General features: G+C 71.9%; 21 protein-coding genes. 15 read left to right on the top strand and 6 right to left on the bottom strand.

Annotated elements, in window-relative coordinates; translation table 11 throughout:
• Positions 1-34: 34 nt before the first annotated feature.
• Positions 35-433 carry an SRPBCC family protein gene (locus ACIRSS_RS11125; RefSeq protein WP_400893521.1) on the top strand — a complete coding sequence of 133 codons (399 nt, stop codon included), beginning with the start codon at positions 35-37 and terminating at the stop codon, positions 431-433.
• A complete protein-coding gene (locus tag ACIRSS_RS11120; protein WP_400893519.1) occupies positions 430-1,194 on the top strand; it encodes a class I SAM-dependent methyltransferase in 765 nt (254 codons plus the stop codon). Before ACIRSS_RS11125 ends, ACIRSS_RS11120 begins: the two co-directional genes overlap by 4 nt.
• Here ACIRSS_RS11120 and ACIRSS_RS11115 read toward each other — a convergent pair.
• Positions 1,084-3,108, bottom strand: coding sequence for a glycogen debranching N-terminal domain-containing protein (locus ACIRSS_RS11115; protein ID WP_400893517.1), 2,025 nt, complete (start codon positions 3,106-3,108; stop codon positions 1,084-1,086). The genes ACIRSS_RS11120 and ACIRSS_RS11115 overlap by 111 nt on opposite strands.
• Before the next feature lie 115 nt (positions 3,109-3,223).
• Here ACIRSS_RS11115 and ACIRSS_RS11110 point away from each other — a divergent pair, with 115 nt between their 5' ends.
• Genes ACIRSS_RS11110 through ACIRSS_RS11095 form a run of 4 tightly spaced genes read left to right on the top strand, consistent with a single transcriptional unit; the run spans position 3,224 to position 7,391 of the window.
• A complete protein-coding gene (locus ACIRSS_RS11110; RefSeq protein WP_400893515.1) occupies positions 3,224-4,255 on the top strand; it encodes a LacI family DNA-binding transcriptional regulator in 1,032 nt (343 codons plus the stop codon).
• Positions 4,256-4,280: 25 nt separating this feature from the next.
• Positions 4,281-5,519, top strand: coding sequence for an extracellular solute-binding protein (locus ACIRSS_RS11105; RefSeq protein ID WP_400893513.1), 1,239 nt, complete (start codon positions 4,281-4,283; stop codon positions 5,517-5,519).
• Positions 5,520-5,523: 4 nt separating this feature from the next.
• Positions 5,524-6,579, top strand: a complete 1,056-nt coding sequence (locus tag ACIRSS_RS11100) for a carbohydrate ABC transporter permease (protein ID WP_400893511.1) — start codon at positions 5,524-5,526, stop codon at positions 6,577-6,579.
• A complete protein-coding gene (locus tag ACIRSS_RS11095; protein WP_400893509.1) occupies positions 6,576-7,391 on the top strand; it encodes a carbohydrate ABC transporter permease in 816 nt (271 codons plus the stop codon). The genes ACIRSS_RS11100 and ACIRSS_RS11095 overlap by 4 nt, the downstream gene beginning before the upstream one ends.
• A gap of 1 nt (position 7,392) precedes the next feature.
• On the opposite strand, the gene ACIRSS_RS11090 is transcribed toward ACIRSS_RS11095, so the two are convergent.
• Positions 7,393-8,247: an LLM class flavin-dependent oxidoreductase gene (locus ACIRSS_RS11090; RefSeq protein ID WP_400893507.1), complete on the bottom strand. Its 855-nt coding sequence runs from the start codon at positions 8,245-8,247 to the stop codon at positions 7,393-7,395.
• On the bottom strand, positions 8,247-9,266 hold the full coding sequence (locus tag ACIRSS_RS11085) for an aldo/keto reductase (protein ID WP_400893505.1): 1,020 nt from the start codon (positions 9,264-9,266) through the stop codon (positions 8,247-8,249). Before ACIRSS_RS11085 ends, ACIRSS_RS11090 begins: the two co-directional genes overlap by 1 nt.
• Positions 9,267-9,358: 92 nt before the next feature.
• On the opposite strand from ACIRSS_RS11085, the gene ACIRSS_RS11080 reads away from it, so the two are divergent.
• The 7 genes from ACIRSS_RS11080 (at position 9,359) to ACIRSS_RS11050 (ending at position 14,779) form a co-directional block, all read left to right on the top strand.
• Entirely contained in the window at positions 9,359-9,898 is a 540-nt protein-coding gene (locus ACIRSS_RS11080; protein ID WP_400893503.1) for a TetR/AcrR family transcriptional regulator, read from the top strand.
• Positions 9,895-11,001: a cytochrome P450 gene (locus ACIRSS_RS11075; protein WP_400893501.1), complete on the top strand. Its 1,107-nt coding sequence runs from the start codon at positions 9,895-9,897 to the stop codon at positions 10,999-11,001. Before ACIRSS_RS11080 ends, ACIRSS_RS11075 begins: the two co-directional genes overlap by 4 nt.
• Positions 11,002-11,005: 4 nt before the next feature.
• On the top strand, positions 11,006-11,437 hold the full coding sequence (locus ACIRSS_RS11070) for a pyridoxamine 5'-phosphate oxidase family protein (RefSeq protein ID WP_400893499.1): 432 nt from the start codon (positions 11,006-11,008) through the stop codon (positions 11,435-11,437).
• A gap of 120 nt (positions 11,438-11,557) precedes the next feature.
• Positions 11,558-12,757, top strand: a complete 1,200-nt coding sequence (locus tag ACIRSS_RS11065; RefSeq protein WP_400893497.1) for a cytochrome P450 — start codon at positions 11,558-11,560, stop codon at positions 12,755-12,757.
• 5 nt (positions 12,758-12,762) lie between these two features.
• Positions 12,763-13,410 (top strand): TetR family transcriptional regulator, encoded by a 648-nt coding sequence (locus ACIRSS_RS11060; RefSeq protein WP_400893495.1) that lies wholly within the window; start codon positions 12,763-12,765, stop codon positions 13,408-13,410.
• Positions 13,407-13,607, top strand: a complete 201-nt coding sequence (locus ACIRSS_RS11055; RefSeq protein ID WP_400893494.1) for a ferredoxin — start codon at positions 13,407-13,409, stop codon at positions 13,605-13,607. The genes ACIRSS_RS11060 and ACIRSS_RS11055 overlap by 4 nt, the downstream gene beginning before the upstream one ends.
• A complete protein-coding gene (locus ACIRSS_RS11050) occupies positions 13,604-14,779 on the top strand; it encodes an NAD(P)/FAD-dependent oxidoreductase (protein WP_400893492.1) in 1,176 nt (391 codons plus the stop codon). The genes ACIRSS_RS11055 and ACIRSS_RS11050 overlap by 4 nt, the downstream gene beginning before the upstream one ends.
• On the opposite strand, the gene glmS is transcribed toward ACIRSS_RS11050, so the two are convergent.
• Positions 14,728-16,551, bottom strand: a complete 1,824-nt coding sequence (glmS, locus tag ACIRSS_RS11045; protein ID WP_400893490.1) for a glutamine--fructose-6-phosphate transaminase (isomerizing) — start codon at positions 16,549-16,551, stop codon at positions 14,728-14,730. The genes ACIRSS_RS11050 and glmS overlap by 52 nt on opposite strands.
• A gap of 24 nt (positions 16,552-16,575) precedes the next feature.
• Entirely contained in the window at positions 16,576-16,848 is a 273-nt protein-coding gene (locus tag ACIRSS_RS11040) for a hypothetical protein (RefSeq protein ID WP_400893488.1), read from the bottom strand.
• Between the two features lie 93 nt (positions 16,849-16,941).
• Between ACIRSS_RS11040 and ACIRSS_RS11035 the strand changes: the two genes are divergently transcribed.
• Positions 16,942-17,673 (top strand): class I SAM-dependent DNA methyltransferase, encoded by a 732-nt coding sequence (locus ACIRSS_RS11035; RefSeq protein ID WP_400893486.1) that lies wholly within the window; start codon positions 16,942-16,944, stop codon positions 17,671-17,673.
• On the opposite strand, the gene dapA is transcribed toward ACIRSS_RS11035, so the two are convergent.
• Positions 17,621-18,496 (bottom strand): 4-hydroxy-tetrahydrodipicolinate synthase, encoded by an 876-nt coding sequence (dapA, locus tag ACIRSS_RS11030; protein ID WP_400893485.1) that lies wholly within the window; start codon positions 18,494-18,496, stop codon positions 17,621-17,623. The genes ACIRSS_RS11035 and dapA overlap by 53 nt on opposite strands.
• A gap of 73 nt (positions 18,497-18,569) precedes the next feature.
• On the opposite strand from dapA, the gene ACIRSS_RS11025 reads away from it, so the two are divergent.
• A complete protein-coding gene (locus ACIRSS_RS11025) occupies positions 18,570-19,457 on the top strand; it encodes a LysR family transcriptional regulator (RefSeq protein ID WP_400893483.1) in 888 nt (295 codons plus the stop codon).
• Positions 19,458-19,553: the final 96 nt, after the last annotated feature.

The following is a 19,553-nucleotide window of genomic DNA, read 5'->3' as shown; positions in this document are numbered from 1 at the left end:
GACAAATGATACGCAGGTGCGTATCGTTTGCGTCATGACCACATTCAAGCCGGGGCGCGCCGAGACGCGCACCATCTCCGTTTCCGCGCCGCCGGCGCGGGTCTTCGCCTACCTGTCCGACGTGCGCCGCCTGCCCGAGTGGGCGCCGGGCTTCGCCAGCACTGTCGAGCACGACCACGGTGACGTCTGGCGCGTCGGCGAGGACGCGCGGCCGGTCGCCGTCAAGGTCGCGGCCGACCACGGCGTCGTCGACTTCGTCAGCGCCGACGCCCCGAACCTCGGCCTCTTCGCCCGCGTCGTGCCCAACCTGGCCGGAGCCGAGCTGATCTTCAGCCTGTTCTTCCCCGAGGACACCGAGCCGGCGGCGGTCGACGCGCAGATGGCGGTCATCGACGAGGAACTGCAGGCCGTGCGCGCGCACGTCGAGCGGTGAACCGGGACATCCGGTCGGTCGACGACCTCCTGCGGATGCTGGACGGCCTCTTCGAAAACATCGAGTGGGACGGCTTCTACGCCGACCGCGACCGGCCGGTTCCGTTCTTCGTCGACGAGCCCGACGAAAACCTCGACGCCTGGCTCCGCGACGGGCCGCTGACCGGCGGCCGCGCGCTGGAGCTGGGCTGCGGGCCCGGCCGCAACGCGCGAAGGCTCGCCGAGGCGGGCTACGAAGTGGACGCGGTCGACGGCTCACCGGAAGCGATCGCCTGGGCCTGCGAACGTGTCGACGACGTCCGCTTCCACCGAGCCGACATCTTCGCGATGGACTTGCCGCACGAGGAGTACGACCTGGTCTACGACTCGGGCTGCCTGCACCACCTCGCGCCGCACCGGCGGATCAGCTACCTGGCCCTGCTCGACCGGTACCTGAAGCCCGGCGGTCATTTCGGTCTCGTCTGCTTCGCCGCCGGCACCGGAAGTCCCGACTCCGGCACGGAAATCCCGGACGCGCAGCTCTACCGCGACGGCAGCCTCCACGGCGGCCTGGCCTACACACCCGACGAACTGCGAAAACTGTTCGACGTCTTCACCGAACTAGAACTACGTCCGATGAAGGAGAACACGGGCCGCTTCGGCGCGACCTTCCTACTCGCCGGACTGTTCCGAAAGGACGGAAAACCCCGGCGGCACCCGCAGTTCGGTGACCTCGCCGTCGGCGGAAATGGTGACGTCGAGGGTTCCGCCCGCCAACGGTAAACCCGACACCCGCAGCGCCCCGACCGGGCTCGGCCGGGGCGGGGACAGGGAAACCGTGCGCGCCGGGACGTCTACCTCCAAGCCGAGGAACGCCACCAGCAGGCTCACTGCGGCCGCCGCCGACCAGGCCTGCGGCCGGCACGATGCCGGGTACGGCAGCGGTGCCGTCGTCTCCGAGACGCCGTACCCGGCGAACAACTCCGGCAGCCGGTAGTCGAACGCCGGGGCGGCCGAAAGCAGTTGCGCACCCAGGGCGGCAGCGCGGGACTGTTGACCGGATCGCTGCAGGCCGCGGACGACGATCGCCGTGTCGTGCGGCCAGACCGAGCCGCAGTGGTAGCTCAACGGCGAATAACCGCCCGCGGACGCGCTCATCGTGCGCAAGCCGAAACCCGACGCCAGTGGGGAGTCCAGCAGCAGCGAACCGATCGACGCGCTCTCGGAAGGGGACAGCAGGCCGGTGCCGAGGAGGTGGCCGATGTTGCTCGTCAGCGCGTCCACCGGCCGCTTGTCGCCGTCCAAGGCCAATGCCGGGTAACGGCCGTCCGAAGTGGACACCCAGAACTCGTCCCGGAACCGCGAACGAAGAGCGGCAGCCCACTCGGAAAGGCCGTCGCAAGGTGAACCCAAAGCGGTCAGCAAGGGGACCGAGCGCACGACGGCTTCGTGTTGGTACGCCTGGACTTCACTCAACGCGATCGGCGGCTTCGCCTGCGTACCGTCGTGGAAGCGGACCGCGTCGCCGGAATCCTTCCACCCCTGGTTGGCCAGGCCGTGCCCGCTCTCGTCGCGGTACTCGGCGAACCCGTCGCCGTCGGTGTCCGCGGCGCCGGTGATCCAGGACAGCGCGAACCGCAACGTCGGCAGCAGGTCGCGGACCTCGTCCTCGGGCAGGCCCCAGCGCCACGCGTCGTGCAGCAGGCACACCCACAACGCCGTCGCGTCGACCGTCCCGTAGTACTCGGCGGGCAGCGAAGCACCGACAGTCTCGAACGCGTCCCGGCGGCGCTCGTGCAGGATCTTGCCCGGCGCTTCGCCGGTCGCCGGGTCGTGGCGCGTGCCCTGGGCGCGGGCGAGCGTGCGAAGCGTTCCGCCCGCGAGGCCGACCGACAGCGGCAACGCCAGCCGCGCGGCCCACAGGCTGTCGCGGCCGAACAGCGTGAGGAACCACGGCGCGCCCGCGCCGGCGAACGCGTCGGCGGGGTAGTCGTGTTCGGCCAGGAGCAGCCCGTCGAGGTCGTCGAGCGCGCGGCCGAGCAACGCCGTGAACCGGCGGTCGTCGGCGTGCACCTCCGGCCGAGGTAGCCGGGTGCCGGCCGGTACGAACAACGCCCGCTCGTCGGAAACCCGCAGGGACCACCGCAGCGTCGCCGGTCCTTCGACGGTCCAGCGCAGCCGGAGCCGCGGCCCGTCGACGACGACGTCGGCGCCTTCGGCCGTCACCTCGGAGACCGCCGAAGAAGCGGTCCACCCGGTGCCGGCCGGGACGACGGGGGAGCGCCGCCCGCCCGACTTGATCTCGTCGATTGGCGCGAAGTCGGCCGCCAGCACCACTTCGACGACACACCGGCGGCGCGCACCGGCCGTCGAGATCAGCGAAAGCTCCTCGGTCATCCCCGACGCCGTGACCGTGCGGTCGCGGCGCAGCCACACCGTCGGGTCGGGGCCGGGGTCGCCCAGCCGGCGCAGCAGCCCGGTGAACCGCGCGCGGTCGGCGCCCGGCTCGTCGCTCCCGATGGCCTCGGGCTCGTCGCCGTCGACCGTCACGACGGCCTCGCTGAGCAGCCGCAGGTCGCCGTGCAGCAGGCCTTGCGTCCCGCCGGCGCGGATCTGCCCGTCCCGGCCGGACAGGACGACGGTCGGCGCGTGCAGCGCGATCGCGAGGTCGTGGAGCAGGGGCTGGAGGTCGGCCATGCCTACGATTGGATCGATCAAACGAAAGAATGTCAACTGACTTCGAAGTCTTGACAGCTCAGCGCCGCGGGTTCAGAGTGACCCGCAGTTGAACGTTCAAACCCGGAGGCAGGACATGGGACGGCCCACGCTGAACTCGGTGGCCGAGGCGGCCGCGGTGTCGCGCCAGACCGTGTCCAACGTGATCAACTCGCCCGAGGTGGTGAGCCCGGAGACGCGCGAACGCGTCCTGGCCGCCATCGAACGGCTCGGCTACCGCCCGAACACCGCGGCGCGGCAGATGCGCACCACGCGGTCGCAGATCATCGGGCTGTGCATCCCGCCTTCGGGCAATGGCGTGAGCGGGGTCGTCCTGGACCAGTTCCTGCACTCGCTGACCGCGACGGCCGAGCGCTACGACCACCGGATCATGCTGTTCACGGCGGCCGACGACGAGGCCGAGACCCGCGCGTACGCCGACCTGATCGCCTCGGTCGGGATCGACGGGTTCGTGCTGACCAGCACCCACCACGACGACCTGCGCACCCGCTGGCTGCTCGAGCGCGAGCTGCCGTTCGTCACGTTCGGCCGCCCGTGGGGAGCGGAGGACACCCACCCGTGGGTCGACGTCGACGGCGCCGCCGGGACGCGGCTGGCCACCGACCACCTGGTCCGCCAGGGACACCGGCGGATCGCGTTCGTCGGCTGGCCGGAGGGGTCGGGCAGCGGTGACGACCGCCGCGCCGGCTGGGCGGCGGGGCTGGCCGCGGCCGGGCTGGGGGAAGAGCCGCAGGTCGCGGTGTTCGACGGTGTGGAAGGGGGCCGCTCGGCCGCCGCCCGCCTGCTCGACGCCGGTGGGGCGACCGGGAGCGGCGGCGTCGCGGACACCGGCGCGCCCACGGCGTTCGTCTGCGCCAGCGACTCGCTCGCCCTCGGGGTCACCGCCGAACTCCGCGACCGCGGGATCCGGCCCGGTGCCGATGCCGCCGTCATCGGCTTCGACGACACCCCCACCGCCGCCGTCCTGGGCCTGAGCAGCGTCGCCCAGCCCATCGCCGATGTCGCCGCCGAATGCGTGCGGCAGCTGCGGACCGCCCTGCGCGGCGAAGCGGCCTCCGAACCCGCGACCACCCTCTTCACCCCGCACCTCGTGCTCCGCACCACCTGAGTCCCCGCGCGATCAAGGAGGATCGATGCTTCCCCGCCGAACTGTGGCCGCCTTCGCGGCGGCCGGCCTGCTGCTCCCGCTTTCCGCCTGCGGCAGCGGTTTCGACGACTCGTCGAAGCCCGCGACCCAGCAGTCCGGGCCCGCCACGCTCAAGGTGATGATCGCCGCGAGCGGGGGCGCCGAGCTCAAAGCCATGCAGGACGCCGCCGCCGCGTGGCACCCCGGAGGATCGAAAGCCGAGGTCGTCAGCGCCAACGACCTCGCGCAGCAGCTCAGCCAGGGGTTCGCCGCGGGCAGCCCGCCGGACGTCTTCGCCGTCGACGCCACCAAGTTCCAGGGCTACGCCGACGAAATGCTCCCGTACGGCGACGGTCTGTCCTACAAGGACGACATCTACCCGACGCTGCGCACGACGTTCACCAAGGACGGCAAGCTCTACTGCGCCCCCAAGGACTTCTCGACCCTCGCGCTGGCGATCAACACCGACGACTGGGCCGCGGCCGGGCTGACCGACAACGACCTCCCCAAGACGTGGGACCAGCTGAAGACCGTCGCGCGGAAGCTGACCACCGGCGGCCGCACCGGGCTCGTCTTCAACGACACCCGTGACCGCGTCGGCGCCTTCCTCGTCCAGGCCGGCGGCTGGGCCGTCGACGCCGACCAGAAGAAGGCCACCGCCGACACCCCGCAGAACCTCCAGGCCCTCACCTACGTCCGCGACCTGCTCGCGTCCGGCGTCGCGAAGTACCCGAAGCAGATCGGCGCGGGCGACTCCGGCGAGGCGTTCGGCCAGCACAAGGCGTCGATGAGCATCGACGGCAACTGGATGGCCGGCGGCATGAAGAAGGACTACCCGGACGTCAAGTACCGCGTCGTCGCGTTGCCCGCCGGACCGGCCGGGCCGGCCGGGCCGGGCACGCTGTCGTTCACGCAGTGCTGGGGCATCGCCGCCAAGACCAAGTTCCAGGAGCAGGCCAAGCAGCTCGTCGACTCGTTCATGCAGCCGCAGCAGCAGCTCGCCTTCGCCGAGGCGTTCGGCGTGATCCCGTCGCGGCAGTCCGTGCGGACGCAGTACGAGCAGAAGTTCCCCGCGCAGGCCGCGTTCGTCGCCGGCGCCGACCACGCGCACGGGCCCGTCACACTGACCAAGATGGACCCCGTGCTCACCGACTTCGACGCCCAGCTGCAGCAGCTGCCGGGCGCCGACCCGAAGCGGATCCTGCAGCAGCTGCAGCAGAACACCGCGGCCGCGCTCGGGCAGTGACGCCGTGAGCACCGTCCTCACCGCTCCGGCCGCCGCGCCCGCGCGAGGCGGCCGGAGCCGCCGCCCCCTCCGGCGCGACGGCCGGGCCGGCTGGCTCTTCCTCGCCCCGACCCTGCTCATCCTCGGCCTGTTCATGGTGCTGCCGATCCTGATGGCGCTGTGGGTCAGCGTCAGCGACTGGACCGGCAACGGCAGCCCGTTCTCCTCGCGCGTGCACTTCGTCGGCGGCGACAACTACGCCGCGCTGCTCGCCGAACCCGGGCTGACGCGCCAGAACTTCGCCACCAGCGTCCGCAACAACGGCTACTTCGTGCTGTTCGTCGTGCCGCTGCAGACGGCGTTCGCGTTGTTCCTCGCGCTGGTCCTGCACCGGAAGAAGCTGAAGGGCCGCCAGTTCTTCCGCACGGCCTTCTACTTCCCGACCGTGACCAGCTCGGTCGCGATCTCGGTCGTGTTCCTCTTCCTCTTCTCCAGCACCGGCACGGTGAACGCCGCGCTGAAGCTGTTCGGAGTGGACGGTCCCAGCTGGTTCGCCGACCCGCGCGGGATCTTCCACCTCGCCCTCGGCGACCCGGCGAACCCGCCGGCCGCCTTGGCGGGCCACGGTTTCCTGGGACTGTCCTGGTGGGACTGGCTGGCCGGCCCCAGCGTCGCGATGTGCTCGATCATCGTGCTCGTCGTCTGGACCTCGACCGGCGGCTTCATGCTGATGTTCTACGCGGCGCTGCAGAACCTGCCGCCGTCCGTCGACGAGGCCGCCCTCATCGACGGCGCGACGGCGTGGCAACGCTTCTGGCGCGTCACGCTGCCGCAGCTGCGCCCGACGCTGTTCCTCGTCCTGACGCTCGGCCTGATCGGCACCTGGCAGGTCTTCGACCAGGTGTACGTGCTCAGCCGCGGCAACCCGGCCAACACCACGCTGACCCCGGCCTACCTGTCGTACTCGACGTCGTTCGTCGGCCACCAGTGGGGCCAGGGCGCGGCGATCGCGTTCCTCCTGTTCGTGGTGATCGTGGCCTTCACGCTGGTGCAGCGCTGGGCCCTGCGGGAGCGCCGATGAGGAGACGCTGGCTCGGGTACGCGGTCCTCATCCTCGTCGCGGCCCTCTACATCTACCCCTTCCTGATCCAGCTCGCGACGGCGTTCAAGACCGATGCCGACGCCACCGCGCACCCGCTCCTGCCGTGGCCGCAGCAGTGGTCCGTGAGCGTCTTCCGGACGCTCGCCGAGCAGGACTTCCCGCGCTGGGCCATGAACTCCGTGTTCGTCTCGGTGACGATCACGGTCGGCCGGGTCGTGTTCGACTCCCTCGCCGGGTACGCCCTGTCCCGGCTGCGGTTCCGCGGCCGGCGGGCGGTCTTCGGGGCCGTCCTGGCGGTCATCGCGGTGCCGAGCGTGGTGCTGCTCATCCCGAAGTTCCTGGTGCTCAACCAGCTCGGCATGTACGACACCTACGCGGCGATGATCATCCCGCTGCTGGTCGACGGCACCGGGGTGTTCATCATGAAGCAGTTCTTCGACACCGTGCCGGTGAGCGTCGAAGAGGCCGCCCGGATCGACGGCGCCGGGCCGTTCCGGACGTTCTGGTCGGTGGTGCTGCCGATGTCGAAACCGGCGTTGATCACCGTGACCATCCTGTCGTTCCAAGGATCGTGGAACGAGCTGCCGCACTACATCGTGTCCCGGCAGGACCCGGCGCTGAACACGCTGACCTCCGGCGTCGCGAGCCTGGTGTCCGGTGAACTGGGCCAGGGCAACCAGTTCCCGCTGAAGCTCGCCGCGGCGCTGCTGATGACCGTGCCGGTCGCGGTCGTCTACTTCGTGTTCTCGCGCCGGTTCACCCAGGGCACCTACGAGGGAGTCGACAAGTAGCTCAGCGGATCAGCTCGTCGGCGACCCACCGGACCACGCCGTCCGGGTACGGGTTGCCCAGCCCGAGCACGACGTGCCCGAACCCGGCGGCGACGGCCTCTTCGATCTTCTCGCGCGTGGCGGCCGGCTTGTCGTAGTCGACGGCGAGGAAGATCGAGCGCAGGATCGAAGCCGGGTCGCGGCCGATCTCCGTGCAGTAGCGGTCGAGCAGCTTGCTGCGGCCGACGAGGTCGTCGATGTCGCCGCCGCCCGGGATGTTCCACTGGTCGGCGTGCTCGGCGACCACCCGCAGCGTCGCGCTCGCCCGGCCGCCGATCATGATCGGCGGGTGCGGCCGCTGCACCGGCTTCGGGTTGCCGAACGCCCCCTTCAGCTTGACGTACTCGCCGTCGAAGTCGAACGGTGCGTCCTCGGTCCACAAGCGACGGATGACCGTGCACGCCTCGGCGAGCGCGGCGACGGCGTCGTCCTGCGTGTGGTACGGCAGGCCGTGGCCGTCGTATTCGCGGCGGGCCAGGGGGTGGCTCGGGCGGGAACCGGCGCCGATGCCGAAGTCGAGCCGCCCGCCGGAGACGACGTCCACTGTGGACGCGATCTTCGCCAGCACTGCCGGCGGCCGGAAGCGGTTGCTGGTGACCATCAGACCGAGCCGGATCCGCTCGGTCTGCGCGGCCAGGGCTGAAAGCAGCGTCCAGCCCTCGAAGATCGGGCCGTCCGGGTCGCCGCCGATCGGCATGAGGTGGTCGAACAGCCAGGCGTGCTCGATCTCCGGGATCCGGTCGGCCTCGCGCCAGACGCGCCGGATCTCGTCGTAGCCGACGTTCATGGGTGCGGTCAGGATGCCGAAGCTGGTCATCAACGCCTCCGGAGGGACGGGTCGAGCAGGGCGGGCGGGGTGTCGAACTTCTCGTGCGCGGCCAGGTCGACGCCGGGCGCGACGACCGCGTCGATCTCGTCGAGCACGTCGGCGGGCAGGACGGTGTCGGCCGCCGCGAGCTGCGACTCCAGGTGGTCGAGCGTGCGCGGGCCGATGAGCGCGCTGGTCACGCCCGGGTGCGCGGTGACGAACCCGAGCGCGAGCTGGATGAGCGTGAGCCCGGCCTGCTCGGCGAGCTTGACGAGCTTCTCGACGGCGTCGAGGCGGGCCTGGTTGGCGGGGTCGGCGAGGTCGAAGCGCTGCGGCAGGATCTTCGACCGGCTGGTCGTGATCTCCTGCCCGGCGCGGACCGCGCCCGAGAGCCAGCCCGTCGCGAGCGGGCTCCAGGCCAGCACGCCGAGGCCGTACTCCTGCGTCACCGGCAGGACGTGCGCCTCGATGCCGCGTTGCAGGATCGAGTAGCTGGGCTGCTCGGTGACGTACCGGCCCAGGCGGTTTTCCCGCGCGGCCCACTGGGCCTGCACGATCCGGTACGCGGGGAACGTCGACGAGCCGAAGTAGCGGATCTTGCCCGCGCGCTGCAGGTCGGTCAGCGCGGAAAGCGCTTCCTCGTCGCTCGTGGCGGGGTCCCAGCGGTGCATCTGGTAGAGGTCGACGTGGTCGACGTCGAGCCGGCGCAGGCTGTCTTCCAGGGCCTTGAAGATCCAGCGGCGCGAGGTGCCGCGGTGGTTGCGCTCCTCGCCCATCGGCATGGCGGCCTTGGTCGCGAGCACGAGGTCGTCGCGGCGGTTCTTGATCGCCTTGCCGACCATCACCTCCGATTCGCCCTGGCCGTACATGTCGGCGGTGTCGACGAGGTTGACCCCGCCTTCGAGGGCGGCGTCGACGATGGCGGTGGCCTCGTCCTGGGTGGTGCGGCCGATGGCGCCGAAGTTCATCGCGCCGAGCGCGAGGCTGCTGACTTGGACGCCGGTGCGGCCCAAGGTGCGGTACTGCATGGGAAGGTCCTCCGTGTGACATCATGGGCAAGCGGAACGTTGCTCCGCTAACCATACGGAGCATTGTTCCGGTTAGCAACCCGGGAGGTGTGATGAGCAAGCCCAAGCGCGCGGACGCCCGGCGCAACGAGAAGACGTTGCTCGACGCGGCGGCCGCGGTCTTCGTCGCGTCGGGGGTGGACGCGCCGGTGCGGGACATCGCGGCGAAGGCCGGCGTCGGGATGGGCACGATCTACCGCCACTTCCCGACGCGGGCGGACCTGATCGTCGCGGTTTACCGGCACCAGGTGGAGGCGTGCGCCGACGCGGGTCCCGTGCTGCTGGAGACGGCGTCCTCCCCGCACGCGGCGCTGGCCGAGTGGATCGACCTGTTCGTCGACTTCCTGGTGACCAAGCACGGGCTCGCGGGGGTCCTGCAGGGCGACGGCTTCGCCTCGCTGCACGCGTACTTCCTCGACCGCCTGGTCCCGGTGTGCGGCCGGCTGCTCGAAGCCGCCGGGCTGACCGCGAAGGTGCGGCCGCTGGAGCTGATGCGCGGGGTGGGCAACCTGTGCGTCGGTGCGGAGGACAACAACCCGGACTACGACGCGCGCCGCCTGGTCGGGCTGCTCATCGCGGGGCTGCGAGCGTGACGATCGAGCAGCTCACGACCGACCCGTACCCGTTGCTGGCCCACCTGCGGGCGACCGAGCCGGTGGCCTGGCTGCCGGAGCTGACCGGCTGGCTCGTCACGCGGCACGACCTGGCGCTGCGGGTCATGCGCGACGCGGCCACCTTCACCGTGGACGACCCGCGCTTCTCGACGGCCCGGGTCGTCGGCCCGTCGATGCTCTCGCTCGACGCGGCCGCGCACACCCGCCACCGGACGCCGTTCGCCCGGCACTTCCGGCCCCGGGAGATCGAGGACCGGTTCGCCGGGTTCGTCCGCGCCGAGTGCGCCCGGCTGGTCGACGGGTTCGCCGCCGCCGGGCGGGCGGAGCTGCGGCGGGCGCTGGCCGGTCCGTTGTCGGTCGCGGTGGTGGCCGACGCGCTGGGCCTGGACGGCACCGACACCGCGCGGGTGCTGGCCTGGTACGACGCGATAGTGTCCACAGTGGACGACATCTCGGCCGGCCGCGAGCCGGATTCCCGTGGCTCCGAGGCGTTCGGCGAGCTGCGCGCGCACATCGAGGGCACGGTGGGGCGGCCCTCGCTGCTGACCGAGGCGGCGACCGCGTTGGAGGTGCCGGAGGTGGTGTCCAACGCGGCGGTGCTGATGTTCGGCGGCATCGAGACGACCGAGGGCATGATCGCCAACCTCCTGCTGCACCTGCTGGGGAACCCGGCGCACCTGGACCGCGCGCTCGTCCCGGCGGCCATCGAGGAGTCGCTGCGGCTGGAACCGGCGGCGGCGGTGGTCGACCGGTACGCGACGCGCGACGTCGAGCTGGCGGGAGCGTCGATCGCGCGGGGCGACCTCGTCACGGTCTCGCTCACCGCGGCCAACCGCGACCCCGCGGTGTTCCCGGACCCGGACGTCTTCGACCCGCACCGCCCGAACCTGCGCAAGCAGCTCGCTTTCGCCCACGGCCCGCACTTCTGCCTCGGCGCGGACCTGGCCCGGCTGGAGACGCGGATCGCCGTGGAGACCGTGCTCGACCGGCTGCCCGGCATCGCGCTGGCGGAGCCGGCCGCGCCGTCGGGGCTGGTGTTCCGCAAACCCGTCGCCGTCCCCGCGCGGTGGCTGCCATCATGACCGCATGACGGCGTGGCGTGAGTTCGAGGCGGCGGAACCGGAGTTCGCTCAGCGCGTGCGGACGTTGTTCGACGCGCGCAGGCACAAGACGATGGCGACCCTGCGGGCCGACGGTTCGCCCCGGATCTCGGGCATCGAAATGAAGTTCGACGACGGCGAGCTGACGTTCGGATCGATGCCGGACGCGCGCAAGGGCGCCGACCTGCGGCGGGACCCGCGGGTGGCGCTGCACAGCGCGACGATCGACCCGGTCGACGGCGAAGAGGCGAAGTGGCCGGGGGAGGCGAAGATCTCCGGCCGGGCCGTCGACGACGGCGAGCGGTTCCGCGTGGACGTCGCCGAGGTGGTGCACACCCACCTGAACGAGGCGGCGACGCTGCTGGTCGTCGAGTGGTGGACGCCCGAGGGCGGCCTGCGCAAGGTCGAGCGCGAGTAGCCCGGCCCGAAATGTCCGGGCGGGTGCCGGCATCACCGATATTTAAGTCAAGCGCTTGACGTAATCGGGTTTCGTGGCCATGCTGCGTCGTAGGGGTCATTCACCAACGAGGAGACCGCCATGACGCAAAGCCACACCGAGCTGCCGCGCTTCCCGTTCGTCGCCGAGACCGCGCTGGCGCCGCCCGCGGAGTGGGCCGAGTTCCGGGCGAAGTGCCCCGTCGCGTCCGTGCGGCTGGCCAGCGGGGACGAGGCCGCGCTGATCACGCGCTACGCCGACGTCAAGAACGTGCTGTCCGATCCGCGGTGGACCCGGCCCACGCCCGCCGACAACGCCGCCCGCGTCGCCGACACCGAGTCCGGCGGGGTCTTCAACAGCGAGATGGCGACCGTCCTCCCGCAGCACGGCGAAGCGCACCTCACCTGGCGCCGCACGATCGGGAAGTGGTTCACCGCCAAGCGGATGAACGCGCTGCGGCCCGGCATGGCCGCGATGGCCGAGCAGCTCATCGACGACCTCGTCGCGAAGGGCGCGCCCGGGGACCTCAAGGCCGGGCTCGCCTTCCCGCTGCCCGTCTGGGTCATCTGCGACATGCTCGGCGTGCCCGACTCCGACCGCGACCGGTTCGCGCACTGGTCGGACGTCATGCTCAGCATGACCCGCTACACCCAGGCCGAGTTCGACGCCGCGCAGCAGGAGTTCGGCCGGTACATGGGCGGGCTCATCGCCGGGAAGCGCGCCGAACCCGGCGACGACATCCTCAGCGCGCTGCTGCCCGAAGGCTGGTCCGACGCGATGCTGACCGCCACCGGCATCGGCCTGCTGATCGCCGGCCACGAGACCACCGCCAACATGATCGCCAAGATGGTCGCGATGCTGCTCGCCGACCGGACCCGCTGGGAGCGGCTGCTGGCCGACCCGGCGCTCGTGCGCACCGCCGTCGAGGAGTCCCTGCGCTTCGACGCGAACGCGGGGATCGGCATGTCCCGCTACCTGGCCGACGACTTCGAGGTCGCCGGCACCGTCCTGCCCGGGGGCACGACCGCGATGTGCAGCATGGCCGCCGCGAACCGCGACGAGACCGCGTTCGAGAACGCGTCCGAAATGGACCTCGGCCGCAGCCCGAACCCGCACCTCGCGTTCGGCGCCGGCGCGCACGCCTGCCTCGGGCAGCCCCTGGCGCGCACCGAACTGCAGGTGACGCTGGAAGTCCTGCTGCGCAAGCTGCCGTCGCTCGAGCTCGCCGTCCCGGCGGACGAGCTGCGCCGCGTCGAAGGGCTCGCCGTCGGCGGACTGCGGGAACTGCCCGTCCGGTGGTGACTTCGGTGGACCGGGCGTCCGCGACGCGCGAGGCGATCCTGACCGCGGCGGAACGGCTCTACGCCGAGCACGGCGTGCTCGCCGTGTCCAACCGGCAGATCAGCGAGGCCGCCGGGCAGGGCAACAACACCGCCGTCGGGTACCACTTCGGCACCCGCGCCGACCTGGTCCGGGCCATCGCCCGCCGGCACTCGGCGGCGGTCGAGGACCTGCGGGCGCGCATGCTCGCCGAGCTCGGCGCCGGCGCGGACCTGCGCGACTGGGTCCGGTGCCTGGTCCACCCGTCGACCGAGCACCTCGCGCGGGTGGGCACGCCGAGCTGGTTCGCCCGGTTCACCGCGCAGGTGATGACCGAGCCGTCGCTGCGGTCGGCCGTCGCCGTCGAGACGCTCTCGTCGCCGTCGCTGGCGCGGACCGTCGAGGGGCTGAGCCGGTGCCTGCCCGAGCTGCCCGCCGACGTCCGCGCCGAACGCAACGCCATGACCCGGCAGCTGCTGATCCACACGATGGCCGAGCGCGAACGCGCGCTCGCCGAAGGCGATGACACCCCGCGAGCCAACTGGCGTGAGGCCGCCATCGGCCTCACCGACGCCCTCGTCGGCCTCTGGCTCGCCCCCGTGACACCCCGGAACCCAGGAGAGGAACAGGCATGAAGGTCACTGTGGACGAAGGAAAGTGCTGCGGCGCCGGCACCTGCGTGATGCTCGCGCCGGACGTGTTCGACCAGCGCGACGACGACGGCATCGTCATCCTGCTCGACGAGAACCCCGGCGAAGAGCTGCACGCGACCGTCCGGGAGGCGGCGAGCGTCTGCCCGGGTGTCGCCATCTCGGTCCGCGAGGACGCGTGAACGTCCTGGTCGTCGGCGCCTCGGCGGCCGGTCTCGCGACTGTGGAAGCATTGCGCCGCAGGGGCTACGACGGTGGCGTGACCGTGCTGGGTGCCGAGGCGCACCTCCCGTACGACCGGCCGCCACTGTCCAAACAGGTCCTCGCCGGGAGCTGGACGCCTTCGCAGACGAGCCTGCGCACGCCGGACGCACTGTCCGCATTGGACGCCGAGTTCGTGCTCGGCGACCCGGCCGTGCGGCTGGACGCCCGCGCGCGGACCGTCCACACGGCACAGGGGCGGGCACTGACCGCCGACGCGGTCGTGCTCGCCACCGGGCTCCGCCCGCGCACCCTGCCGGGCCAGGACGGCCTCGCGGGCGTCCACGTGCTGCGCACCCTCGACGACGCGCTCGGCCTGCGCGCGGACCTGGCGCCGGGCAAGCGGGTCGTGGTCGTCGGCGACGGCGTCCTCGGCGCGGAGATCGCGGCGACCGTGTGCGGCCTCGGCGTGCCGGTCACGCTGGCCGGTCCGCAGCCCGCGCCGCTCGCGTACCAGTTCGGGCCCCTGGCGGCGGGCCTGCTCGCTTCGCTGCACGCCGACCGAGGTGTCCACTTGCGACTAGGTGCTTCGGTCACCGGACTGTCCGCTTCGGATGGACGCGTCGACGGAGTCCGCCTGGAGACGGGCGATCTGCTGCCCGCCGACGTCGTGGTGGTGGCGTTCGGCGCGGCCCCGGCGACGGACTGGCTGGCGGGCAGCGGAGTGCTGTGCGACAACGGCGTCGTGTGCGACTCCCGCTGCCGGGCGGCGGACGGGATCTACGCGGCCGGCGACGTGGCCCGCTGGCACCACGAGGGCCTCGACGTGCTGCTGCGCCTGGAAAACCGGACCAACGCCACCGAGCAGGCGGCCGCGGTGGCGGGCAACATCCTCGGCGAGGACCGTCCGTACACGCCGGTGCCGTACTTCTGGACCAACCAGTTCGACGCCCGGATCCACGTGTACGGGACGCTGTCCGCGGACGCTGAAGTGTCCATTGTGGAAGGAGACGTGGCGGCGGGCCGGTTCGTGGCCGAATACCGCCGGGCCGGCCGCGTCACCGGGGTGCTGGGCTGGAACATGCCCAAGCAGGCCCGGCTTCACTCGACCGTGACGGACTTCGCGAGGTTGCGCGGCTTGTCGATGTCGTAGCCCAGCGTCAGTGCCGCGTGGTAGGCGAGCAGCTGCAGCGGGATGGTCAGCAGGATCGGGTCCAGCTCCGGCTCGGTGCGCGGCACGACGATCCGCGGGACGTCCAGCTCGCCGAAGTCGACGTCTTCGTGCGTCACGGCCAGGACGGACCCGCCGCGGGCGCGGATCTGCTGCAGTGCCGCCAGGTTGCGGCCGGCCAGCTCGTCGGCGGGCACGATCGCGACCGTCGGGAGCGAGTCGTCGATCAGGGCCAGCGGGCCGTGTTTCAGCTCGGACGTCTGGTACGCCTCGGCGTGGCGGTAGGAGATCTCCTTGAACTTCTGCGCGCCCTCGCGGGCCACCGGGTAGCCGCGGACGCGGCCGATGAAGAACAGGCTCTTCGCGGTCGCCGCGGCCTTCGCGTGCTCGGCGATCAGCGGCTCGGCGTCGAGGATCTCCTTGATCTGGCCGGGCAGCGCGCGGATCGCGTCGATGATCCGCTGACCGTCCGCATTGGACAGGTCGCGCACGCGGCCGAGGGACAGCGCGATCAGCGCGAAGCCGACGGCCATGTTCGTCAGCGCCTTGGTCGAGGCGACCGCGATCTCCGGGCCGGCGTGCAGGTAGACGCCGCCGTCGCAGGCGCGCGCGATGGTCGAACCGACGACGTTGACCAGGCCGACCACCCGTCCGCCCTTGCGCTTGATCTCCTCGACGGCGAACGCGGTGTCGATCGTCTCGCCGGACTGGCTGACCGCGATGTAGAGCGTGTCCGCTTCGACGATCGGGTTGCGGTAGCGGAACTCCGACGCGGCTTCGGCGTCGGCCGGGATCCGGGCGAGCTCCTCGATCATCGTCGCGCCGATCTGGCCGACGTAGTAGGCCGAGCCGCAGCCGAGGATCTTCACGCGGCTGAACCCGCGCAGCTCCCGCGGCGTCAGGTTGAGCCCGTCGAGCCGGGCGACGCCGAACCGGTCGTCGAGCCGGCCGCGGATCATCCGCTCGACGGACTCGGGCTGCTCCTGGATCTCCTTGGCCATGTAGTGCGGGAACCCGCCGAGGTCGAGGTCTTCGGCCGCGATGTCGATCTCGGTGGCCGGCTTGGTGGTGTCGCTCTCGTCGACGGTGAAGGTGCGGTAGCCGGTGGCGAAGACCGTGGCGAACTCGCCGTCGTCGAGGTGCGCGACCTGGGAGGTGTGCCGGACGAGCGCGGCGAGGTCGCTGGCGACGAACATCTCGCGCTCGCCGACGCCGATGATCAGCGGCGAGCCGTTGCGCGCGATGACGAGCCGGTCCGGGTGTGCGCTGTCGGTGACGGCGATCGCGTACGTGCCGGTGATCCGCGAGACGGCCTCGACCACGGCGTCTTCGAGCGTTTCGGCGGCCGAGCGCGCGATGAGGTGGGCGAGGACCTCGGTGTCGGTCTCGGAGGTGAGGGTGACACCGGCGTCGGTGAGCTGGGCGCGCAGCGCGTCGGCGTTGTCGATGATGCCGTTGTGGACGACGCTGATCCGGCCGTCCTCCGAGGTGTGCGGGTGCGCGTTGGCCTCCGACGCCGGCCCGTGCGTCGCCCAGCGCGTGTGGCCGATGCCGACCTTGCCGGTCAGGCGCTTGGGCAGCGCGGCCGTGAGGTTGCGGACGCGGCCGACGACGCGGTGGACCTGCGGGGCGCCCTTGGCGCCGAGGACGGCGATGCCCGCGGAGTCGTACCCGCGGTACTCGAGCCGGGTCAGGCCCTCGAGGAGGATGGGGGCGGCGTTCTGGCCGCCGATGTAGCCGACGATCCCGCACATGGCGAACCTTCTTTCGGTGGCTTCTCAGCCGTAGACGATGCGGCGCAGCTGGCGCTCGGACAGGTCGGGCGCGGCCACCAGGCGCCCCCGGAGCTCGGCGGCGATGAGTGGGAAGATCTCGGGGTTCTTCCGGCCCTCGGCCTGCAGCTCGGCGTGCCGGCGGCGGACGTAGGCCTCGGTCGGCGTCCGGTAGTAGGCGAGGACGTCGTCGACGACGCGGGCGGCGACCCCCGGCGCGAGACCGGTGGACGCGGCCACGCGCTCGACGATGTCGGTCTCTGCCACGTCGGCCATCATGCCCTGCGCGTGTCGCGGACTTCAAATTCTTGCCCGAAATCGGGCAAGCTTTAATAGTTGGACAGTATTAGGGGTGGCGGCGAGGGTGGAGGTGTGCGTCAAGAAGACATCTGGGACGTCGAGACCGCCGACCGCTACGACACCCCGGGCCGCGGCGTGTTCGCGCCGGAGGTCGTGGAGCCGGTCGTCGACCGGCTCGCTTCGCTGGCCGGCGGCGGGCGCGCGCTGGAGTTCGCGATCGGCACCGGCCGGGTGGCCGTCCCGCTCGCCGCGCGGGGCGTGGCCGTCACGGGCATCGAGCTGTCCCGGCCGATGCTCGCCAAGCTCCGCGAGAAGGCGGCGATCCCGGTGGTCGTCGGCGACATGGCCACGGCGACGGCGCCGGGCGAGTTTTCGCTGGTCTACCTGGTCTACAACACGATCGGCAACCTGCTGACCCAGGACGAGCAGATCGCGTGCTTCCGCAACGCGGCCCGCCACCTGGGCCCGGGCGGCCGGTTCGTGATCGAGCTGGGCGTCCCGGAGCTGCGGCGGCTCCCGCCGGGCCAGGACGCGCTGGTGTTCACCGGGGAGCCGGGGTACTTCGGCGTGGACACGTACGACACGGTGCGCCAGCACCTGGTGTCGCACCACTTCTCGTTCGGCGAGGGGCGGCAGGCCCGGGTGAGCCGGTGCCCGCAGCGCTACATCTGGCCGGCGGAGCTGGACCTGATGGGCAGACTGGCCGGGTTCGAGCTGGAGTCCCGGCACGCGGACTGGGCGGGGACGGAGTTCACGACGCGGTCGCCATCGCACGTGTCGGTGTACCGGCTGCCGTCGAGCTGACCTCGACCAGCGGGAGCCGGACCGTCGGGTGCGGGATGACGCCGAGGTCGACGAGGGCCGCCTTGGCCGCCGCCGTCCCGGGGCCCGCGCGCATGATCGTCTCCACCAGCGGGATCAGCGAGTGGTTGATCGTCCGCGCCGACTCGAGGTCGCCGCGGCGGACGGCGGCGATCAGGGCCGCCGTGCGGTCCGCCGCCACGTTGCCCACGACGCTGACCACGCCCGCCGCGCCGGAGGCCAGGTACGGGAGGTTCAGCTCGTCGATGCCGCAGTAGTACGCCAGCCCGGTGCTCGCCATCACCGTCATCGCCTCGAACAGGTCGCCCTTCGCGTCCTTGACCGCCCGGATCCGCGGGTGCGCGGCGAGTTCGGCCAGTGTCGCCGGGGTCATCGCGATGCCGGCCCGCGCCGGGACGTCGTAGAGCATCACCGGTAGCTCGGTCGCGTCGGCCACCGCGAGGCAGTGGGCGACGACGCCGGCCTGCGTCGGCCGGGAGTAGTAGGGGCAGACGAGCAGGAGCCCGTCCGCGCCGGCCGCCTCGGCGTCGCGGGCCCGGCGGACGCTCGCGGCCGTGTCGTACGTGCCGACGCCGGCGATCACCCGCGCCCGGCCGGCGACCCGGGCCACGACGTCCCGGACGAGCTCGGCGGCTTCCGGCTCGGTCAGGGTGGGGGACTCGCCGGTCGTCCCGCCCACCACGAGCCCGTCGCAGCCGGTGGCGAGCAGGTGGTCGACGAGGCTCGCGAGGCCGGGTTCGCTGAGCGCCCCGCCGGGCTGCATGGGGGTCACCATCGCGACGAGGTTGGCGCCGAAGTCGGTCATGACGTCGACCATGCCCGGTGCGACTGATGCGGTCCAGCGATGCTTTTTTGCCGATACCCCGTACTCTGGCTTAATGATCGAAGTGGGCGCGCTGCGGGCGTTGCGGTCGGTGGCAGCGCTCGGGACGCTGGCTCGCGCGGCAGACGAGCTGGGGTTCACGGCGTCCGCGGTGTCGCAGCAGATCAAGCGCCTCGAACGGCAGGTCGGCGTGCCGGTGCTGGCGCCCGCGGGCCGCGGCGTGGTGCTGACCCCGGCCGGTCAGGCGATCGTCGACTCGGCGCCCGAGGTGTTCCAGGCGCTCGAGCGCTGTGCCGAGGCGGCCCAGTCGGTCTCGGAGGGTGCGCCGCGCGGGACGCTGCGGATGGTCGCGTTCTCGACCGCGATCCGCGGCTTGCTCGCCCCGGTGCTGGCGGACTTGCCGGCGCGGTGTCCGGACCTGCGCGTGCACATCACCGAGCAGGACCCCGACGAGGCGCTGCACAGCGTCGACGCGGGAACGGCCGACCTCGCCCTCGTCCACGACGCCGACGGGCTGCCAGCCACGCTGCCCCCGTCGTTGACGCAGCGGCCGGTGCACACCGACGTCGGCGACGTGGTGCTGAGCCGCACGCACCCGCTGGCGTCGGCCACCGAACCGCTCGGCCGCCTCGACCTCGCGGGCCACGCCTGGGTGACCAGCCCGCCGGGAACCGTGTGCCACCAATGGTTCCGCCGCCTCTTCGCGGACGCGCCGGAGGAGCCGGACGTGCGGCACCTGGTCGACGACTTCGCGACGCAGCTGGCACTGGTCGCCTCCGGCGAGGTGATCGCGTTGATCCCCCGGCTGGCCCGCCCGCCCCTGGGGGCCGGCCTGGTGGCCCGCCCGTTGCGGCGGCAGCCGAAGCGGGAGGTCCACGCGGCGTGGCGGCGAAGTGCCGACGCCAGCCCGGCGATCCGGGCGCTGCTCACCGAACTGGCCTGACCGGTCGTGGGGTGGTGGCAGTGTTTGTACAAAGTTTCGCAAACAACGCACCCCCCCGCAAGGGGGGGGGGTGGAACCAGTAACGGGCCCCGGCGC

Source organism: Amycolatopsis sp. NPDC101161 (genome assembly GCF_044768185.1).
GTDB lineage: Bacteria > Actinomycetota > Actinomycetes > Mycobacteriales > Pseudonocardiaceae > Amycolatopsis.
This window is presented reverse-complemented; position numbering and strand designations above follow the sequence as displayed.